We start from the raw sequence: 17,964 nt of genomic DNA on the forward strand, positions 1-17,964 counted from the left end.
AGCTCAAACCGCTAGGATTTTGATGAATAAGATAGTGTCCATATTGCTACTGCTAAGCCCTTTTTATAGCTTAGCCAACTCATTTGCTGATGATTTTGTAAACGCTGCAAATGATAGAACAACACAAAGCGTGCGCTATGACGGCGCTTATCACCGTATTGCCTATCCAAATGGCGATGTACCTGCCAATATTGGCGTATGCACAGATGTGATTATTCGCAGCTACCGAGCACTGGGTATCGATTTACAAAAGTTAGTTCATGAAGATATGCGCGATAATTTTTCAGTCTATCCATCAACAAGAATATGGGGGCTAACTAAACCCGATAGTAATATTGATCATCGTCGCGTGCCTAATTTACAGGCTTTTTTTCAACGCCACGGTACAGTGCTGCCCATAACTAATAATGCTCAGACCTATAAAGCAGGCGATATTGTCACGTGGATGCTGCCGGGCAATTTGCCGCATATCGGTATCGTGGTAGATACATACACTGCAGATAACAAAACCCCATTGATAGTGCATAACATAGGCGCAGGGCCGCAGCGTGAAGACGTGCTGTTTCGCTATAAAATTACAGGGCATTATCGGTATCAGCTATCAGAGTAAATGCTTTTTAAGCAAGGGTGATCAAATGGATGAGCAAGTACAACAAAAGTTTACGACTTACCCTTCACAGGTTGTAGTTGTCTTAAATGAAGTTCGAGAGATTATATTCCGTGTTGCAAAGCAGGATGGTATCACTGAACTTGAAGAAACACTCAAGTGGGGAGAGCCGAGTTATATTTCAAAAATAGGCACTACCATTCGTTTTGATCACAAACCAAAATCAGCTGAGCAATTTTGTATTTACTTTAACTGTAAAACTAAACTTATTGAAACCTTCAAAGAGCTTTATGGTGATACGTTTAGCTATGAAGGTAACCGTGCTTTGGTGTTTAAGCTTAATCAAACCGTGCCAGCTAAAGAGCTAGCCCATTGTATATCGTTGGCTTTGCGCTATAAAAAAATAAAGCACCTGCCATTGCTAGGTGCTTAAATTTAAGAAGTTATTGTCCGGCAGAAAGAGCAACAGCGCGATATAAACTCCCGCCTACGCAAATCTCGCGCTGACAATAGTTATTTGGCTCTTGCAGCGCGAGCCCCATGCAGTTTTTTATAGCTGTCGATCAAACGCTGATGACGATCTAACCCTTCAAGTTGCATATTGGTTGGAGTTAAACCGTAGAACATCACATCACCATTGATAGAGCCGACTACTGCATCCATTACTTTTTGGCCAAACATGCGGGTGAAGCTGTGAATGTAGTCTTCAATTTCTAAGTCATCATTTAGCGCAACTTCTAAAGTCGCGTGCATTGCTTGGTAGAATAACCCGCGTTCAACAGTGTTATCGTTAAACTGTAAGAAGGTTTCAACCAGTTCCATGGTCGCTTCTAAATCGCCTAATGCTAAGTAAATTAGCAGCTTAAGCTCAAGAATAGTTAACTGACCCCACACGGTGTTTTCGTCAAACTCAACGCCAATTAAGGTGATGATATCGATGTAATTATCAAGCTGGCTGTCTTCTAAGCGCTCAACTAAGTCGGCAAGTTGGTCTTCATCTAAACTGTGCAGATTTAAAATATCTTCACGGTATTTAAGGGCTTTATTGGTGTTATCCCAAATTAAGTCTTCGACAGGGTAAACTTCTGAATAATCAGGCACTAAAATACGGCATGCGATGCCAAGATCTGAAAATTCAGCAATATAAGCTTCTTTACCTAAGGCTTTTAAAATACCAAATAAGCTAGCAGTTTCTTCTTCGTTAGTACCTGAAAAATCCCATTCCACAAAGTCATAATCGTGTTTAGCACTGAAAAAGCGCCATGAGATCTTACCGGTTGAATCAATAAAGTGTTCAACAAAGTTTTCAGGTTCAGATACTGCCATGCTGTTGAATGTTGGTTTAGGTACGTCGTTTAAACCTTCAAAGCTGCGACCTTGTAATAGCTCTGTTAAGCTACGTTCAAGGGCCACTTCAAAACTTGGGTGTGCACCAAATGAAGCAAATACGCCACCGGTTTTCGGGTTCATTAACGTTACGCACATGACAGGGAATTGCCCGCCTAGAGATGCGTCTTTTACAACAACCGGAAAGCCTTGCTCTTCTAAGCCTTTAATACCGGCAACAATACTAGGATATTTAGCAAGTATCGCTTCTGGTACGTCTGGCAATACCAGTTCTTGCTCGATGATTTGGCGTTTAACAGCACGTTCAAAAATCTCAGATAAACATTGTACTTTGGCTTCGGCAAAGTTATTACCCGCACTCATGCCGTTACTTAAAAACAAGTTTTCAATCAAGTTTGATGGAAAGTATACAGTTTCGCCGTCAGAGTGACGCACATATGGGATCGAGCAAATACCTCGCTCAACATTACCAGAGTTAGTGTCGATAAGGTGCGAGCCACACAGCTCATCTTCAGGGTTGTAAATGCTCAAGGTATAGTCGTCTAAAATACCTTCTGGTAGTGAGTCATCATCAGTGAGCTGAAACCATTTTTCGTTCGGGTAATGAACAAATTCGCTGTTGGCAATTTCTTCACCAAGGAACTGGTCATTGTAAAAAAAGTTACAGTTTAAACGTTCAATAAACTCGCCAAGGGCTGAACATAATGCGCTTTCTTTGCTGGCGCCTTTACCATTGGTAAAGCACATCGGTGATGCAGCATCACGAATATGCAATGACCAGACGTTTGGTACAATATTACGCCATGATGAAATTTCAATCTTCATGCCTAAGTCAGCCAAAATCGCAGTCATATCAGCAATGGTTTGCTCAAGCGGTAAATCTTTACCTAAAATAAAGGTGTTTTCGCTGCCTTCTGATTTTGCCATTAACATGGCTTGCGCGTCGTTATCTAAGCTTTCTACGGCATCAATTTTAAATTCAGGTATGGTTTGAATAACACGCTTTACGGTACAACGATCAATAGAGCGTAAAATGCCGGTGCGGTCTTTTTCTGAAATACTTTCAGGGAGTTCAACCTGGATTTGGAAGATTTGGTTATAACGATCTTCAGGATCAACAATGTTGTTTTGCGCAACACGAATACCGTCAGTCGAGATATCACGGGCATTACAATACACTTTAATAAAGTACGCAGCACATAAAGCCGAAGATGCTAAAAAGTAGTCAAACGGACTTGGCGCAGAGCCATCGCCTTTATAACGGATTGGTTGATCCGCAATGACTGAGAAATCGTCAAACTTAGCTTCTAATCTAAGATTATCGAGAAAATTAACTTTAATTTCCATTGAGTTGGTCCACCTTCGTGCGCACTAATAAGTAAGGCCAATAGGTGTTTGCGCCAGACTTTGTCAGTGTATTTTCATTTAGCTGCAATTATCCGCTTTTTAAGGGAGCACATACAAGTAATAGTCGAGGTTAATTAAAATAAATGCTATTTGCAGCGCATAAATTGGTAAAAGTCACGTGGTTCGCTGGTTTTGAACTATTTATGAGGCTGTAAACTTTATACTCAGAGTAAGCCTAAAGTTTTTACAATAAGAGGTAGAAAAGGTCGTGAACTCCAAATAATTTAGTACTAATTAATTAAATCGATTATCACTGATGTTTTAATTTTGTTGTTATTTTGTAATTAATTTGGGGCGGAAGCTTAGGTATAGTAGGCAAAATTTTCATCTGTGGTCTAACTTTAATAATGCATATTGCAAAAGACTAATATCATAAGGTAACGCAGATGATGAAAAAGCTGTATTGGTTATTAACTGTAAATTGCATCCTGTTTACAGGTGCTTCTTATGGCGAGATCAACTTATCAGGGTTTACTAGTATTAATGCTGGTAAAGTTTTATCTGGAAGTGGGGTCCCGCAGTACGATATACCACCTACTTTTTTGGCCGATTATCCAATAGTATCGTCTTACGACGAAGATGTTTCGTTTAAACCAGAGAGCTTATTTGGGCTACAAATTAGCGCTGATTTAGCTGATGGACTATCGGTGACAGGCCAACTAGTTGCTCGAGGCGCTAATGATTTTGATGCAAAAATTGAATGGGCTTATCTCTCATATGAGATTAATGAAAATTGGACTGTTCAAGCAGGTAAAAAACGATTGCCCCTGTTTTATTATTCGGATTTTTATGATGTAGGTTACGCCTATGTATGGATGCGTCCGCCTGCGGATAATTATACGTGGCAAATATTTAACTACAACGGCGTAAATGCACTATACAGCGGTGAAATTGGTGATTGGTCTGTAATGGGCAATCTTTATTATGGAGAAGAGGATGATACAGAAAATAAGCTCCTTAGTGAGTTTTTTTTCAAAGAGCCAACACGTGAAATTTGGCGTGATATGTTAGGTGGGGTATTGCAATTAAATAAAGAGTGGTTCGAAGTTAGATTAACCCATATGACTTACAAAAATGAGCGCTACCGTAGTGGTGAGCGAGTATTATTTGACGGTGAAACTAGCCGTACAGGTAAGTTTTATGGTGTTGCAGTTAACTTAGACTTTGAAAGTTTATTTATATTAACAGAGTTAAACCGGTTGGATTTGAATGGCAACCTTGACACTTCAATGATTACGCTAGGTTACCGTTTAGACACAATTACTCCTTATGTTTCTTACTCTCAATTTAAAGAAGATGCCGATGATGGTGAACAGCACAATACAACGTCAGTCGGAATACGCTGGGATTTTCATTCTTCAGCGGCTTTTAAAGTCCAGTTTGATAAAGTGAATGATAAATCATTTGATTTAGCTGTTGCAGGTGATAGTGAGTCGATCACACTTGGCATTGACTTGGTATTTTAAGGAATACGCTATGATGTTGTTAAAAAAGATACTTTTACCACTTTTATTGCTTAGTTGTTATTCAGTAAACGCGGAGGTAGTTGTTGTTGTTCATCCTACAAATAATAGTAGTTTTGATCAATCTGAGATTTCAAAGCTCTTTTTAGGCAAGGCCAAATCATTTTCTGATGGCAATCAAGCTGTTCCATTGAATCAAGAGGAAGCCTCTACAGCACGCCAAGAGTTTGATGCGAATGTTTTATCAAAATCAGGTAGCCAGTTAAAAGCATACTGGTCAAAGCTTATTTTTACAGGTAAAGGCTCGCCTCCTAAAGAAGTGACTAATGATGCAGAGGTAATTGATTTAGTAGGTAAAAATCCAAGTATGATTGGTTACATTAATGCTGCATCGCTAACCGATTCAGTGAAATCGGTTGGGAAGTTTTAGTAATAATTTAGATAAAAACGCAAAACGTTAAAATCGATTACAGGAAACTGTAATCGATTTTTTTTAGATTTATGCACCTTAAGCAATCACTAAAAACCCGACAAATGCACAGGCAGCTGCGATGAGTGTATAGGGCAATTGAGTAATTGCGTGACTCATTAAGTTACAGCCTGAACCTTGGGCTGCAAGGACAGTTGAATCTGAGTAAAAACATGCTTGGCTACCAAATGATGAGGCAGATAACAGCGCACCAATCACCAGCGGTATATTTGCATCAACCGCGACTGCCAGAGGCATCACAATAGGAATTGTTACCGCAAAAATACCCCAGCTTGAGCCTGTAGCAAACGCCAAAATTGCCATTGCTAAAAACACCACTGCAGGTAAATAGCCTGCGGTCATGAATGGGCTTAAGGAATCAATTACAAACTGTGGTAATAGTAGTTGGTCGCACACATCTTTAAAAATAAATGCGGCGATCACAGTTCCTATTGCTGGCAACATGCTTTTAAAACCATCGAGCATTTTTTCAATCATTTCGGCAAATGGCATTAGCTTTTGCAGCATATAAAATGGAAGCGTCACGGCGAATGTCGCTAATAACCCTTTGTATACATCAATGTCAAAATACACAGTGAACGCAACGAGCAATAAAATAGGCAGTAAAAAGTTGTACAGTTTGCCGTGGCTGTCTGCGCTTTCAAAGCTTTCTTCAACGGCTTTTACTGCGTATTCATCGGCAGTTTGCACTTCGTTGTACTGTGCAGGATCTACTTGCGGTTGTTCTTGCATTGCCTGTAATTGGGCTTTTTTCATCGGCCCAAATAAAGGGATAACACCAAGTACCACTAATGGCACAAGTAACACGGCAAACCATGCATACAGCATATAGGGGATTGCTTGAATATACACGGCAATACCTTGGCCTTCGACGGCGATGTTGTTATCAACCAATAAGCCACCAAAAAATACTGCCCATGTAGACAGTGGTACTAATACGCAAATTGGCGCTGCGGTAGAGTCAACTACGTAAGCAAGCATCTCACGGCTAATTTTGAATTTATCGGTAATGCGTTTCATGGTTTCACCCACGGTAAGCGCATTGAGGTAGTCATCAATAAAAATAACGATACCAAGTAAAAAGGTCATGAGTAAAGATGAGCGTGGGCCTTTACAAAAACGCAGCGCAAAACTACCAAATGCTGCTGCACCACCGGTTCGCACTAGTAATGCGATTAACGCACCAAAGCCACCACACACTAAAATAAGCCAGCCGATTGTTTCATCTACCATTACTTTTAATGATGCCGCAGCAAAGTTGCTAAGCATTTCAACAGGATTTAGCATAGCAAGGCCAACAAGGGCACCGATCAGCAAAGATAAAATAGGACGACGTAGCACGATCGCCAAAACCACCACTACAACTGGCGGCACAAGACTTAACGCAGAAGGTTCGAGCATTTAAGTATTCACAAAATAAAAAGCATTTGAGTAATTGGCTCAAACTGCTTAACAAAAACAAAGAATGTTAGCCCAACGGCTGATATTCCAAGTCACTGCTTTTGCACGCAGAAGTCACTGTTAGGTTTCGCGGTGGGTTTAGCACAATTGCGACACAGTAAAATGCGTTGGCTTGGCGCCAGACGGTGCAGGGGATGCATGCCGCTATTGTTATGCCGATAAAAACATCAGCGGGAAAATAATCTGCAATTGCGTTCGAGTCAATAAAAACTTTTAATTTAGTTAAAAATTCTTAATAGATGAATATTAATGCTTGCATTGTTTAGGTGAAACACCAAATTTTTGCTTAAACAAACGGCTAAAGTGACTGGGGTTGGTAAAGCCAAGATCGTAGCAAACTTGACTTATTTGTTGTCCTGATTGTAGAAGTTGGCGAGATTTCTTTAATCTTAGCTGTTGTTGCCACATGGCCGGACTTTGCCCAAAGGCGAGCTTGAATTGCTGGTAAAATTTACTACGGCTCATGCAGGCTATTTTACATAAAGTATCGATATCTAAAGTTTGATTAAGATGTTCTTTAATAAAATGCAGGGCATCGGTTAATGGGCATGCAATAGTTTGTTGGCAATTGGCGAGCATTAAATCGCGGCTTTGTTGTTGTAATAATCGAGTGATTAACTCATTTACTGATAGATCAATTAGATAATGACGATCTTGCTCGTTTTCGCTAAATAACCCAATCATCCGTTCAAGTAATTGTTGGGTTTGTTGATTGTGTTGGGTATGCACCAGCTTTGGAATGTAATGAAAAAAATCATCGCTGCTTATTTGCTGCTGCATATTTAGCGCGTCAGCTACTTGGCTGATTTTATCGCGGCTAATTTCGATAGCCAAACAGGTGGTAGGTTGCTTCATTGATGCTTCTGGGAAGTCGATTAAAACCCCTTGTTCGGGTGCTAATACAAATGATTGCTGGGGTAAAAACTCTTCATGGTAGTTACTGTCAGCAACGTGCATCACTTTTTTACCGCTGATCATGCCGCAAAACAGCAGTTCGCTGGAATGCAGTGCTACTTTTTGTGCGTCTTGGTAGGTGTCGTAAATGCTCAGCTCGGCGTTGTCTGAGGCAAAAGTAATTTTATTTTCGATCAGTACATCAACCGCTTGGCGCTTTTTAGTCAGTTTTTCAGTCAATAACGTGGTATTCATTTTATTTCCTTTAAACACGACCAACAGAGTTTGGACGCACAGACATGTTTTTTGGACAGCTAATCAAGTTTTTATGCTTCTTATAAGCTAATGTCAACAGGTGACGGATAAATAAACAACAATCTCCCGTCAAACTTAGTCAATTTGATTAAATTTAAAAAGCAACATTTTGAATAAAGGACACACACAATGATCTATGCAAATCCTGGCAGCGACGGCGCACTTATTAACTTTAAATCCCAGTACGGTAATTACATTGGCGGACAGTGGGTCGAGCCTGTAAATGGTCAGTACTTTGATAATATTAGCCCCGTTAATGGTAAAGTATTTTGTAAAGTACCACGCTCTGATAAAGCGGATATTGAACTTGCCCTTGATAAAGCCCACGCTGCAAAAGCTGCTTGGGCTACAACTTCAGTAACGGCTCGTAGTAATATATTATTAAAAATAGCTGATCGGATAGAGCAAAACCTTGAGCTTCTTGCAGTTGCCGAAACGTGGGATAACGGTAAAGCCATTCGCGAAACATTGGCGGCAGATATCCCACTGGCGGCAGATCATTTTCGTTATTTTGCCGGTTGTATTCGCGCCCAAGAGGGCAGTATTGGCGAGATAGACGAAACCACAGTCGCGTATCATTTTCATGAGCCACTGGGCGTTGTTGGACAAATCATTCCGTGGAACTTCCCAATTCTAATGGCCGCATGGAAACTCGCACCAGCGCTTGCCGCAGGTAACTGTGTGATACTCAAACCGGCTGAACAAACACCAGTATCTATTTTAGTGTTGATGGAAATTATTGGTGATTTATTGCCTGCAGGCGTGCTTAATGTAGTAAATGGCTACGGTAAAGAAGCGGGCGAAGCGCTGGCAACCAGCACGCGTATAGCTAAAATTGCTTTTACCGGCTCAACTCCTGTTGGCTCACACATTTTAAAATGTGCCGCTGATAACATTATTCCATCAACGGTTGAGCTCGGTGGTAAATCACCGAATATTTTCTTTAACGATGTAATGGAAAAAGACGATTCCTTCCTAAGTAAAGCCATTGAAGGCGCAGTACTTGCGTACTTTAACCAAGGTGAAGTGTGTACTTGCCCATCGCGACTATTTATTCAAGAAGATATTTACGAGCAGTTTATTGAGCGTATTTTAGAGCGCACATTAAAAATTAAACGCGGTAACCCGCTTGATAGTGAAACCATGGTAGGCGCACAAGCGTCTAAAGCACAGTTTGATAAGATTCTCAGCTATATTGAAATTGGCAAAAAAGAAGGCGCACAAGTACTTACTGGCGGCAATGTAGAGCAACTAACAGATGAGCTAAATGGCGGTTATTACATTCAGCCAACGCTGTTAAAAGGCACTAACGATATGCGGGTATTCCAAGAAGAAATTTTTGGCCCGGTGATTTCAATGTCGACCTTTAAAGACGAAGCCGAAGCACTCGAACTGGCTAATAGCTCTGAATTTGGTCTAGGCGCAGGGGTATGGAGCCGCAACATGAACCGTGCTTATCACTTTGGCCGCAAAATAGAAGCAGGCCGTGTATGGACCAACTGTTACCATATGTATCCTGCACACGCTGCGTTTGGTGGTTATAAAAAATCAGGCATCGGCCGCGAAACCCACAAGCTTGCGCTTGACCATTACCAACAAACTAAAAATTTATTAGTAAGCTACAGCGAAGATCCGCTCGGCTTCTTTTAAATAAAGCGGTTAAGCTTAAACAAATAATTTTTATGAGTAATGAAAGCGCTGTATTGTTGCAGCGCTTTTTTACTTTTCTAAAGCACTGCGCTTTATATCCTCAAACACCTGTAATACCTTCCAAAATGCCAATTAAAACAACACCAAGTCCTCTTTTTATATTTTTCGTGAAATAGAAGTAACCGATTGAATCAAAATAGGAATTCGACTGTGGTTAGTACATCAATAAAAAATAAATTAAAAACGAATTATTCTTCAGGCTCGTTAGGTTTTTATAGAGGCTGGAGTGCAATCTAAGCTGCTAAAAATTAAATCCAAATTCCTTGAAGTCATTTAGATATTTTGAGCTCTTATATGCGCAAAAATATTGAGTTTGCAAAAAGCGAGGCGGAGCAAAAGGATCCCTTTGGGATGTCGTATTTTATGAAAAAGATGATGAATTTGAATATATTTATGCAAACATCTTTTAATGTCCTAAGTTTTGTGAGGCTAGATATGCACTGTCTTAGGCAAAGATATTTATGCCTGTTGCTTTTTCGTTTTACCCAACCCCTTAAATTTAATGAGTCTAATATAGCAATGAATTAAGTTGTTTGTTAAAACACTTTGAGTGTAAGTATGTTATCGGCAGTACTATGTGCGATTATTTTACTATTTTTTAAACAGCTGAGGAAAAGTATGAGAAGAATCATACATCTAACTTTAATAATTTTATTTTCTACGATCTCAATGTCGGCGTTTGCAAGTGCTGATGTTGAAATAAAAAAGATCGCTTCAGGAGTGTGGGTTCATACCTCATATTATACATACCCAAATGGAGTAAAATTTCCTTCAAGTGGATTAATAGTTCAAGATGGGGAAGGCGTTGTTTTAGTGGATACTGCTTGGGGAGAGCTTGCTACGTTAGAACTCATGGAGCAAATTAGAACGAAGATTAAACTACCGATTAAAACATCAATAGTAACTCATGCTCATGGTGATCGGATTGCGGGTACGGATGCTTTAAAATCAAAAGGAATTCCAGTTTATTCGCATCCTCTAACGCAAAAATTTGCTACTGAGTATGGCTTGCCAGTACCAGATCAATCTTTAGAAGCAATTATTTCACCTGGAAGCATGGTTAGTTTAGGAAAAATTGATGTTATTTACCCAAGTCCAGGTCATGCAATGGACAACTTGATGATTTGGTTACCACAAGAAAAAATTCTGTTTGGTGGTTGTGCCGTTCGCGCTAAAGGAGCAACCTCTTTAGGCAATACTGCACATAGTGATATTGGTTCATGGCTTCAGGGAATGAAACATATTAGCCAGGAGTATAACTCTGCACAGATAGTAGTCCCAGGTCATGGTGAGCTAGGTGATTTTTCATTAATTTCAAACACATTAATGCTTTTAAGTGAGTCTGCGCAATAAATATACACTAATAATCACATAAAAGATCTCGTCAAGCTCTGATAGAGCGCCTTTTATGTGGGGAGAACGTAGGATTATCCTTTATAGGAACTAATCTTACGCCTCCTAAACTCATTGGTTAACTTTTTTAAAGCCACCAAAACCAACCTCTTACTGTCATCTAAAAAATACTAAACTACGTTTAGAGCTATCAACTTATAAAACTACTAAATAATTTAGCAAAAAAGTAGAAATTAAAGATTATCAAATTATCGAAAATTGCTGTAAATGAAGATGACCAGGTTGCTGGAGGTTTAAACTTTGCTTAGGAGCTTTATAAAATGAGCAATCATTTTATTACCTAAGGTAGGCTAAGCACTTTGGTTGGATTATTGTTACCAAACCTTTAATCAGGTGAGGTGATGGGGCAGCTAGCAGTGAATATAGTATGCTGATTGCTCCAGCAAAGAAATTCAACAAAGAGCCTGCACAAAGAAATGCACCTTGATACTATATGTCTAATGATAATGGATATAGCAAGTAATATGTGAGGTTATAGCAATGAATCAATTAACTGAAAAAACGATAGCATGTCCTTATTGTGGTGAGAATATTGACGTGCTGCTCGATCCGGCAGATGTTGATCAACAATATATTGAGGACTGCCAAGTCTGTTGTAAGCCTATTAATTTTTTGGTTTTTGAAAATATAGATGAAGAGCTTTCAGTGACGGTTTTTAGTGATGACGAAGCTTATTGACTATCTTTATAGGCACTTACACTCAGCAAGGTTTGGGCAGTATGTTTAGCTGCAAAGCAATGCAGTAATATATAAAAGAGTATGACTAACCAACATAAAAAGCGCTGCAATTAATTGCAGCGCTATGGTTGCATTACTTAATGGTTATTAACGGTCTAAGTTCATTACTTTAGTCCATGCCGCAATAAAATCTTCAACAAATTTTTGCTTAGAGGTATCGAATGCATATACTTCAGCGACCGCGCGAAGCTCTGAATTTGAGCCAAAAATAAGGTCAATCGAGGTGGCATTCCATTTTTGTTCTCCAGATTTACGGTCAAAGCCTTGGTAAATACCTGGGGTAGCCGATTTTTTCCATACCGTAGACATATCAAGTAGATTTACAAAGTAATCATTGTTTAATGTCCCTGGTTTATCAGTAAATACACCATAATCAGTACCTTGATAGTTAGCATTTAATGCGCGTAATCCGCCTACTAATACCGTCATTTCAGGCACTGTTAGATCAAGTTGATCTGCTTTATCTATTAGCATTTCAGTTGGCGATTTGTAGCTTTGTTCAGCATCAAAGTAGTTTCTAAAGCCATCGGCAGGCAGCTCTAATAAACTAAATGCATTAACGTCAGTTTGAGCTTGCGTAGCATCGCCACGGCCAGCATTAAAAGGTACGTCTACTGTGTAGCCTGCATCTTTCGCTGCTTTTTCAATCGCTGCATTACCAGCTAACACAATCAGGTCGGCCAGTGATACTTGGCTTTTACTAAAGAAACTATCATTAAAGTCGGCTTGAATCGCTTTTAATACTTTAAGTACTTTTGCAGTTTCGGCCGGATTATTTACCGCCCAATCCTTTTGTGGAGCAAGCGCAATGCGTGCACCGTTGGCACCACCGCGCATATCGGAATGACGGTAGCTTGCAGCAGATGCCCATGCAACACGTACTAGCTCTGATACGCTAAGACCTGAATCTAAAATGCTGGCTTTAAGCTCTTTTACTGCGCCAGCATCAATGTTTGATTGAGTCTCTGCTGAAATAGGATCTTGCCAAATTAAGTCTTCTTTAGGAACTTCTTTACCTAAGAAGTTACGTGGTGGCCCCATATCTCGGTGAGTCAATTTGTACCATGCTTTAGCAAATGCTAGTTGATACTCTTTAGGGTCGTTTAAAAAGCGTTCAGCAATTTTGCGGTATTCAGGATCAAATTTTAACGCTAAGTCGGCCGTGGTCATTACTGGTGCGTTAAACTTACCTTTAATATGAGCGTCAGGTACAACGTTATGTAACGATTCATCCGTTGGGATCCACTGAATGGCACCCGCTGGGCTGCGAGTTTGTTTCCACTCAAAGTTAAGTAGATTGCTAAGGTACAGTGATGACCAGCGAGTAGGAGCTTGTGTCCATGCGCCTTCTAAACCACTTGATACGGTATCTTCAGAGTGGCCTTTACCACATTTGTTTTTCCAGCCTAACCCTTGTTCTTCAATGCCTGCTGCTGCGGGCTCTGCACCCACACAATCTTTAGGTTTGTGCGCACCATGCATTTTACCAAAGGTGTGGCCACCTGCGATAAGTGCAAGAGTTTCCTCGTCGTTCATGGCCATGCGAGAAAACGCCACACGAATATTTTTAGCTGAACCGATTGGATCAGGTACGCCTTTTGGGCCTTCAGGATTTACGTAAATTAAACCCATGTGAGTTGCACCCAATGGGCGTTCTAATTTGCCGCTGTCATCTTCACGGTCGCTGGCAAGCATTTCTACTTCTGGACCCCAGTAAACCATGTCTGGTTCCCAGTCGTCAGTTCGGCCGCCGGCAAAACCATAGGTTTCAAATCCCATGTTTTCTAGAGCAACGTTACCGGCTAATACGATTAAGTCTGACCATGAAAGTGCTTCTCCGTATTTTTGTTTAATAGGCCAAAGTAGGCGACGCGCTTTATCTAGGCTTACGTTGTCTGGCCAGCTGTTGAGTGGTTCAAAACGTTGTTGACCGCCACCAGCACCGCCGCGGCCATCAAGCGTACGGTAAGTACCTGCGCTGTGCCATGTCATACGGATAAAAAATGGCCCATAGTTACCAAAATCCGCCGGCCACCAATCTTGAGATTGTGTTAGTAGGGCATCAATATCACTTTTTACTGTGTCTAAATCTAGGCTATTAAATGCCTTGGCATAATTAAAGTCGGCACCGTAAGGGTTTGAGCGTTCATCATGATCACGCAGAGGTGAAAGGTTAAGTTGATCTGGCCACCAAAACTGGTTTGTTCTGGTTGCGCCCATTTTAGCTTCACCCATGCCAACAGCACCTTGTGGCTTTGACATTTGTGGTTTTTCTTGGCTAACAGCGGTGCCAGATATAAGTGCCATACTTATAAATCCAACAAGCGCTTTTTTATTGAATGAACGGTTTTTCATTGTCAGCTTCCTTAAAGTTAACGAATTTCGTTATACAAAGCGTATTACTACTTTAAACAGAGATCTCAATCGCTTTAAAAATTATTGAGTTGTAAATTTGTTTGCTCAAGTGAGGCTTAATCAAGCCTGAATAACAAAGCAATGAAAAGAATATAGCATCGGGCTGAAATGTGTGTGCGAAATAAAGCGATTACTACAATCTATAAATGTGATTGATTTTGTTGTAGTGATTAGATAAATGGATTGTTTTTACTTAAGACGGAGAGAGTAATACAGATAAAAAAGCCCAGCCAAAGCTGGGCGACTACAAAAAATCTAGTGCACTTTAATTAATTTACTCGTTATAACACCTGAGGTCATTGACCCTGATACGTTTAATGCGGTGCGTGCCATGTCTATTAATGGCTCGATTGAGATCAGTAACGCGACTATCTCAACCGGTAAGCCCATGGTTGGTAATACAACCAATGCAGCAAACGTTGCGCCACCACCTACTCCGGCAATACCAAAAGAGCTTATAACAACAATGCCAATTAACGGTAAAATAAATTCGAATGTCAGCGGATCAATTCCTACACTGGGCGCTACCATCATTGCCAGCATGGCTGGGTAAATACCGGCACAGCCATTTTGGCCAATAGTGGCGCCAAAAGAAGCCGATAAGTTAGCTATAGCAGGCGGCACTTTTAGCTGGTTAATTTGTACATCCACATTCATAGGAATAGAGGCTGCTGAACTACGCGAGCTAAATGCAAAGGTCAGTACTGGCCAAATTTTTTCAAAGTAACTCTTAGGGTTCACACCAACTAGGCTAAGTAATAAACCATGAGCAATAAACATTAATAATATAGCGACATAGGAAGCCACAATAAACGCCAGTAAATTAACAATATCATTGCTACTTGAGTTTGCCACAACGCTTGCCATTAACCCTGCGACGCCATAAGGCGTTAGCGCTATCACCATTCTTACTAAGTTCATTACTATGGCTTGTAAGGCGTTAACACCGTTGCGAATTGGATCTGCTAGTTCGCTACGTTCAAGCATCACCTTGCGTGCGGCAATCCCGACAAGGACACCAAAAATAACGACGGCAATTATAGAGGTTGAGCGTTGGTTACTTAAATCAGCAAATGGATTTTCTGGAATAAAGCTCAATAGCATTTGTGGCACACTTAAATCAGCTACATTAGCTGCTTTACCCTCTAGCGTGCTCATTTTTGCTGCCTCACGGGTTCCCGAAACTAAGCCTTCAATACTTAAATTAAAGCCATAGGTTACGGCAATACCAATTAAGGCTGCAATTGCCGTAGTAAAGAGTAAAACAGCAATACTAATGAACGATATTTTGCCCAAAGAGCCTTGGTTTTCTAGTTTCACCACGGCGGCAATCATAAACACCAATACCAATGGCATGATGATCATTTTTAATAGCCCAACATAGCCTTTACCAACAACACTTACCCAACTTAAAACGTCATTAATAGACTCTGGGGAGTGGGAAAATAAAAATTGTAAGGCTAAACCAAAAGCACTACCAACAACTAAGCCAAATAAAACAGTGCGAGATAAGGTTTTACTTTTTTGCGAAAAAAGATAAATCGCAAACAGTAAACCGACAAATAATGCCAGCATTAATAAAACAGCAAGCGACATAGCATCCTCTTTAAAGCTGTGAATAAGCGCGGCACTTTAGCGTTTTGTATCGGGTTACGAAAATACACTTTTGATATGCTATAGAACAAATTGATATGTGCTAATAATATTTGAGTATAAAAAATACTATTGCACACAAATATAACCGTTAAGCTTCTATTTAAAGGTGCTAATAATAAATGCTAAATTAAGCAATGATAAAAAACAGTATGAATGGACTTCTTTGGTTGTTATTTAGATCTTAATAGCGTGTTTATTCGTATCAAAAATTTGTATTCAAAAGAATTTTTCCTAACCGTTTATTAATTAATAGTGAGAACAGAGATGTTGCGATCAGTTGTTGGTTTAATGTTTTTTATTTTTTTAAGTGGGTGTTCGAGTCAATACCCAAATCAGAACTTAGTCGGTAAACAGTTTCCAACTATCAGTGGTGAAAGCTTGGAGCAACAGCAATTTACTATCCCTACAGACTTTAACAACGCACAGACATTACTGTTAATTGGGTATAAACAAGATAGTCAATTTGATATTGATCGCTGGCTTATTGGCTTGGATATGAGTGGCATAAACGTCACCGCTTATGAGTTACCCACAATTCAAGGCATGGTGCCGCGTATGTTTAGTACTTTTATTGATAGCGGTATGAGAAAAGGCATTCCTAAAGAACTGTGGGGTGGGGTGATCACTATTTATAAAGACGGTGATGCAGTACAAGCGTTCACTGGTAACGAAAATCCGAATAATAGCCGCATCGTATTAATTGATGGTAGCGGTAAGATTATTTACTTTTATGATCGGGGTTTTTCGGTTGCTGCATTAAATGAACTAAAAATGGTGATAGATAAAAAGCAGTAATACCCTGTAATGACCCAAACATGGGCTGCATGTTTGGGTCATTTATTTTTAACTTAAGCTGCCTCTTACTCCGTTATTTTTATCAATCATTTTTGTAGCAAGGATAGTCACTGTAACCTTGCTCAGTGCCGCCATACATGGTGGCTGCATCGGCTTCATTTAATGGCCATTGATTTTTTATGCGCGCTGGTAAATCAGGGTTTGCGATAAAAGGGCGACCAAAAGCAAATAAATCACCGTAGCCCTTAGCTAACATCACCACCGCTTTTTCAACGGTGTACTTACCAGCGTAAATAATACGCCCAGAAAATTCAGCTCTGACTGCTTGATAAAATTGCTCTGGTAAATCAGGGGCATTGTCCCAGTCAGCTTCTGCAATTGAGAGGTAGGCAATACCGGCTTGTTCAAGTACTTTAATTGCTTCAATGTAGGTATGGTGCGGGTTTGATTCTACTAACCCTAAATAAACACGGGTTTCATCAGTACTGCTAAATAAGGGCGCAAATCTAACCCCTAAGCGCTCCGGGCCTACTACGTCACTTACTGCCGCGACAATTTCTTTTAAAAAGCGCAGGCGATTAGTAAGAGAGCCGCCGTATTCATCATCTCGTTTATTGGTGTGCTCAGAAATAAACTGATTTACTAAATACCCATTAGCACAATGCAGTTCTACGCCATCAAACCCCGCTTCTAGCGCATTACGGGCAGCTTGTGCATACATGCCAACAAGCTCTTTTACTTCATCGGTTGTTAAAGCTTGTGGTTCACTTGGATCGGCTAAAGCGCCTTGAGCCGGTCCTGTTTCAATAAAGACTTTAACGCTATCAGCTGTTAGAGCTGAGGGAGCAATAGGTTTGGCTTCATTAGGCTGTAAGCTGGTGTGTGAAACGCGGCCAACATGCCAAAGTTGGGCAAAAATAATTCCACCTTCTGCATGTACTGCATCAGTTACTTTTTTCCAACCAGTTATTTGTTGATTAGAATGAATGCCCGGTGTCCAGGCATACCCTTGTCCTCTTGGTTCAATTTGAGTGCCTTCGGTAACCATAAAACCAGCACTAGCACGCTGTGCATAATATGTGGCCATCACCTCGTTGGGGATATTGCCAGGGACCGTGCTACGTGAACGTGTAAGTGGCGGCATTACAATACGGTTTTTAAGCGTGTGTGGGCCTAAATTGATTGATGAAAATAGACTGTCGATATTTTTACTTGGTTGACTCATTTTAATACCTTTTAAATTAATAATGCTG

At 40.3% G+C, this 17,964-nt stretch carries 14 protein-coding genes; 8 read left to right on the forward strand and 6 right to left on the reverse strand.

Annotated features, from left to right (window positions below; all coding sequences use genetic code 11):
* Nucleotides 1-22: 22 nt before the first annotated feature.
* Entirely contained in the window at nt 23-610 is a 588-nt protein-coding gene (locus H5203_RS02195) for a DUF1287 domain-containing protein (protein ID WP_182819298.1), read from the forward strand.
* A gap of 25 nt (nt 611-635) precedes the next feature.
* On the forward strand, nt 636-1,040 hold the full coding sequence (locus H5203_RS02200; RefSeq protein ID WP_182730760.1) for a DUF1801 domain-containing protein: 405 nt from the start codon (nt 636-638) through the stop codon (nt 1,038-1,040).
* Between the two features lie 80 nt (nt 1,041-1,120).
* Here H5203_RS02200 and H5203_RS02205 read toward each other — a convergent pair whose 3' ends face one another.
* The gene (locus H5203_RS02205) at nt 1,121-3,301 is read right to left on the reverse strand and encodes an OsmC domain/YcaO domain-containing protein (protein ID WP_182730759.1); all 2,181 of its coding nucleotides are present in this window, start codon (nt 3,299-3,301) and stop codon (nt 1,121-1,123) included.
* 446 nt (nt 3,302-3,747) lie between these two features.
* Between H5203_RS02205 and H5203_RS02210 the strand changes: the two genes are divergently transcribed.
* Complete coding sequence (locus H5203_RS02210; RefSeq protein ID WP_392352553.1) at nt 3,748-4,827, forward strand: porin; 1,080 nt, start codon at nt 3,748-3,750, stop codon at nt 4,825-4,827.
* Between the two features lie 10 nt (nt 4,828-4,837).
* Entirely contained in the window at nt 4,838-5,254 is a 417-nt protein-coding gene (locus tag H5203_RS02215; protein WP_310736407.1) for a phosphate ABC transporter substrate-binding protein, read from the forward strand.
* 78 nt (nt 5,255-5,332) lie between these two features.
* On the opposite strand, the gene H5203_RS02220 is transcribed toward H5203_RS02215, so the two are convergent.
* Both H5203_RS02220 and H5203_RS02225 read right to left on the reverse strand, forming a co-directional pair.
* Nucleotides 5,333-6,715 carry a Na+/H+ antiporter NhaC family protein gene (locus H5203_RS02220; RefSeq protein WP_145234337.1) on the reverse strand — a complete coding sequence of 461 codons (1,383 nt, stop codon included), beginning with the start codon at nt 6,713-6,715 and terminating at the stop codon, nt 5,333-5,335.
* A gap of 306 nt (nt 6,716-7,021) precedes the next feature.
* A complete protein-coding gene (locus tag H5203_RS02225; RefSeq protein ID WP_182733996.1) occupies nt 7,022-7,924 on the reverse strand; it encodes an AraC family transcriptional regulator in 903 nt (300 codons plus the stop codon).
* 189 nt (nt 7,925-8,113) lie between these two features.
* Between H5203_RS02225 and H5203_RS02230 the strand changes: the two genes are divergently transcribed.
* The 3 genes from H5203_RS02230 to H5203_RS02240 all read left to right on the forward strand — a co-directional run bounded on the left by H5203_RS02230 (nt 8,114) and on the right by H5203_RS02240 (nt 11,785).
* The gene (locus H5203_RS02230; RefSeq protein ID WP_182819299.1) at nt 8,114-9,634 is read left to right on the forward strand and encodes an aldehyde dehydrogenase family protein; all 1,521 of its coding nucleotides are present in this window, start codon (nt 8,114-8,116) and stop codon (nt 9,632-9,634) included.
* A gap of 678 nt (nt 9,635-10,312) precedes the next feature.
* Nucleotides 10,313-11,047, forward strand: a complete 735-nt coding sequence (gene bla / locus H5203_RS02235) for a subclass B1 metallo-beta-lactamase (protein WP_182819300.1) — start codon at nt 10,313-10,315, stop codon at nt 11,045-11,047.
* A 540-nt stretch (nt 11,048-11,587) separates the two neighbouring features.
* Complete coding sequence (locus H5203_RS02240) at nt 11,588-11,785, forward strand: CPXCG motif-containing cysteine-rich protein (RefSeq protein ID WP_145234329.1); 198 nt, start codon at nt 11,588-11,590, stop codon at nt 11,783-11,785.
* 147 nt (nt 11,786-11,932) lie between these two features.
* Here H5203_RS02240 and katG read toward each other — a convergent pair whose 3' ends face one another.
* Nucleotides 11,933-14,200 (reverse strand): catalase/peroxidase HPI, encoded by a 2,268-nt coding sequence (katG, locus tag H5203_RS02245; RefSeq protein WP_182757440.1) that lies wholly within the window; start codon nt 14,198-14,200, stop codon nt 11,933-11,935.
* 315 nt (nt 14,201-14,515) lie between these two features.
* Complete coding sequence (locus H5203_RS02250) at nt 14,516-15,856, reverse strand: L-cystine transporter (RefSeq protein WP_149979997.1); 1,341 nt, start codon at nt 15,854-15,856, stop codon at nt 14,516-14,518.
* A gap of 324 nt (nt 15,857-16,180) precedes the next feature.
* Between H5203_RS02250 and H5203_RS02255 the strand changes: the two genes are divergently transcribed.
* On the forward strand, nt 16,181-16,711 hold the full coding sequence (locus H5203_RS02255; RefSeq protein ID WP_145234322.1) for a hypothetical protein: 531 nt from the start codon (nt 16,181-16,183) through the stop codon (nt 16,709-16,711).
* 82 nt (nt 16,712-16,793) lie between these two features.
* On the opposite strand, the gene H5203_RS02260 is transcribed toward H5203_RS02255, so the two are convergent.
* Complete coding sequence (locus H5203_RS02260) at nt 16,794-17,936, reverse strand: alkene reductase (protein WP_182819301.1); 1,143 nt, start codon at nt 17,934-17,936, stop codon at nt 16,794-16,796.
* Nucleotides 17,937-17,964 lie beyond the last annotated feature (28 nt).

The sequence above is a fragment of the Pseudoalteromonas sp. SG41-1 genome, from assembly GCF_014164575.1.
Classification (GTDB): domain Bacteria; phylum Pseudomonadota; class Gammaproteobacteria; order Enterobacterales; family Alteromonadaceae; genus Pseudoalteromonas; species Pseudoalteromonas rhizosphaerae.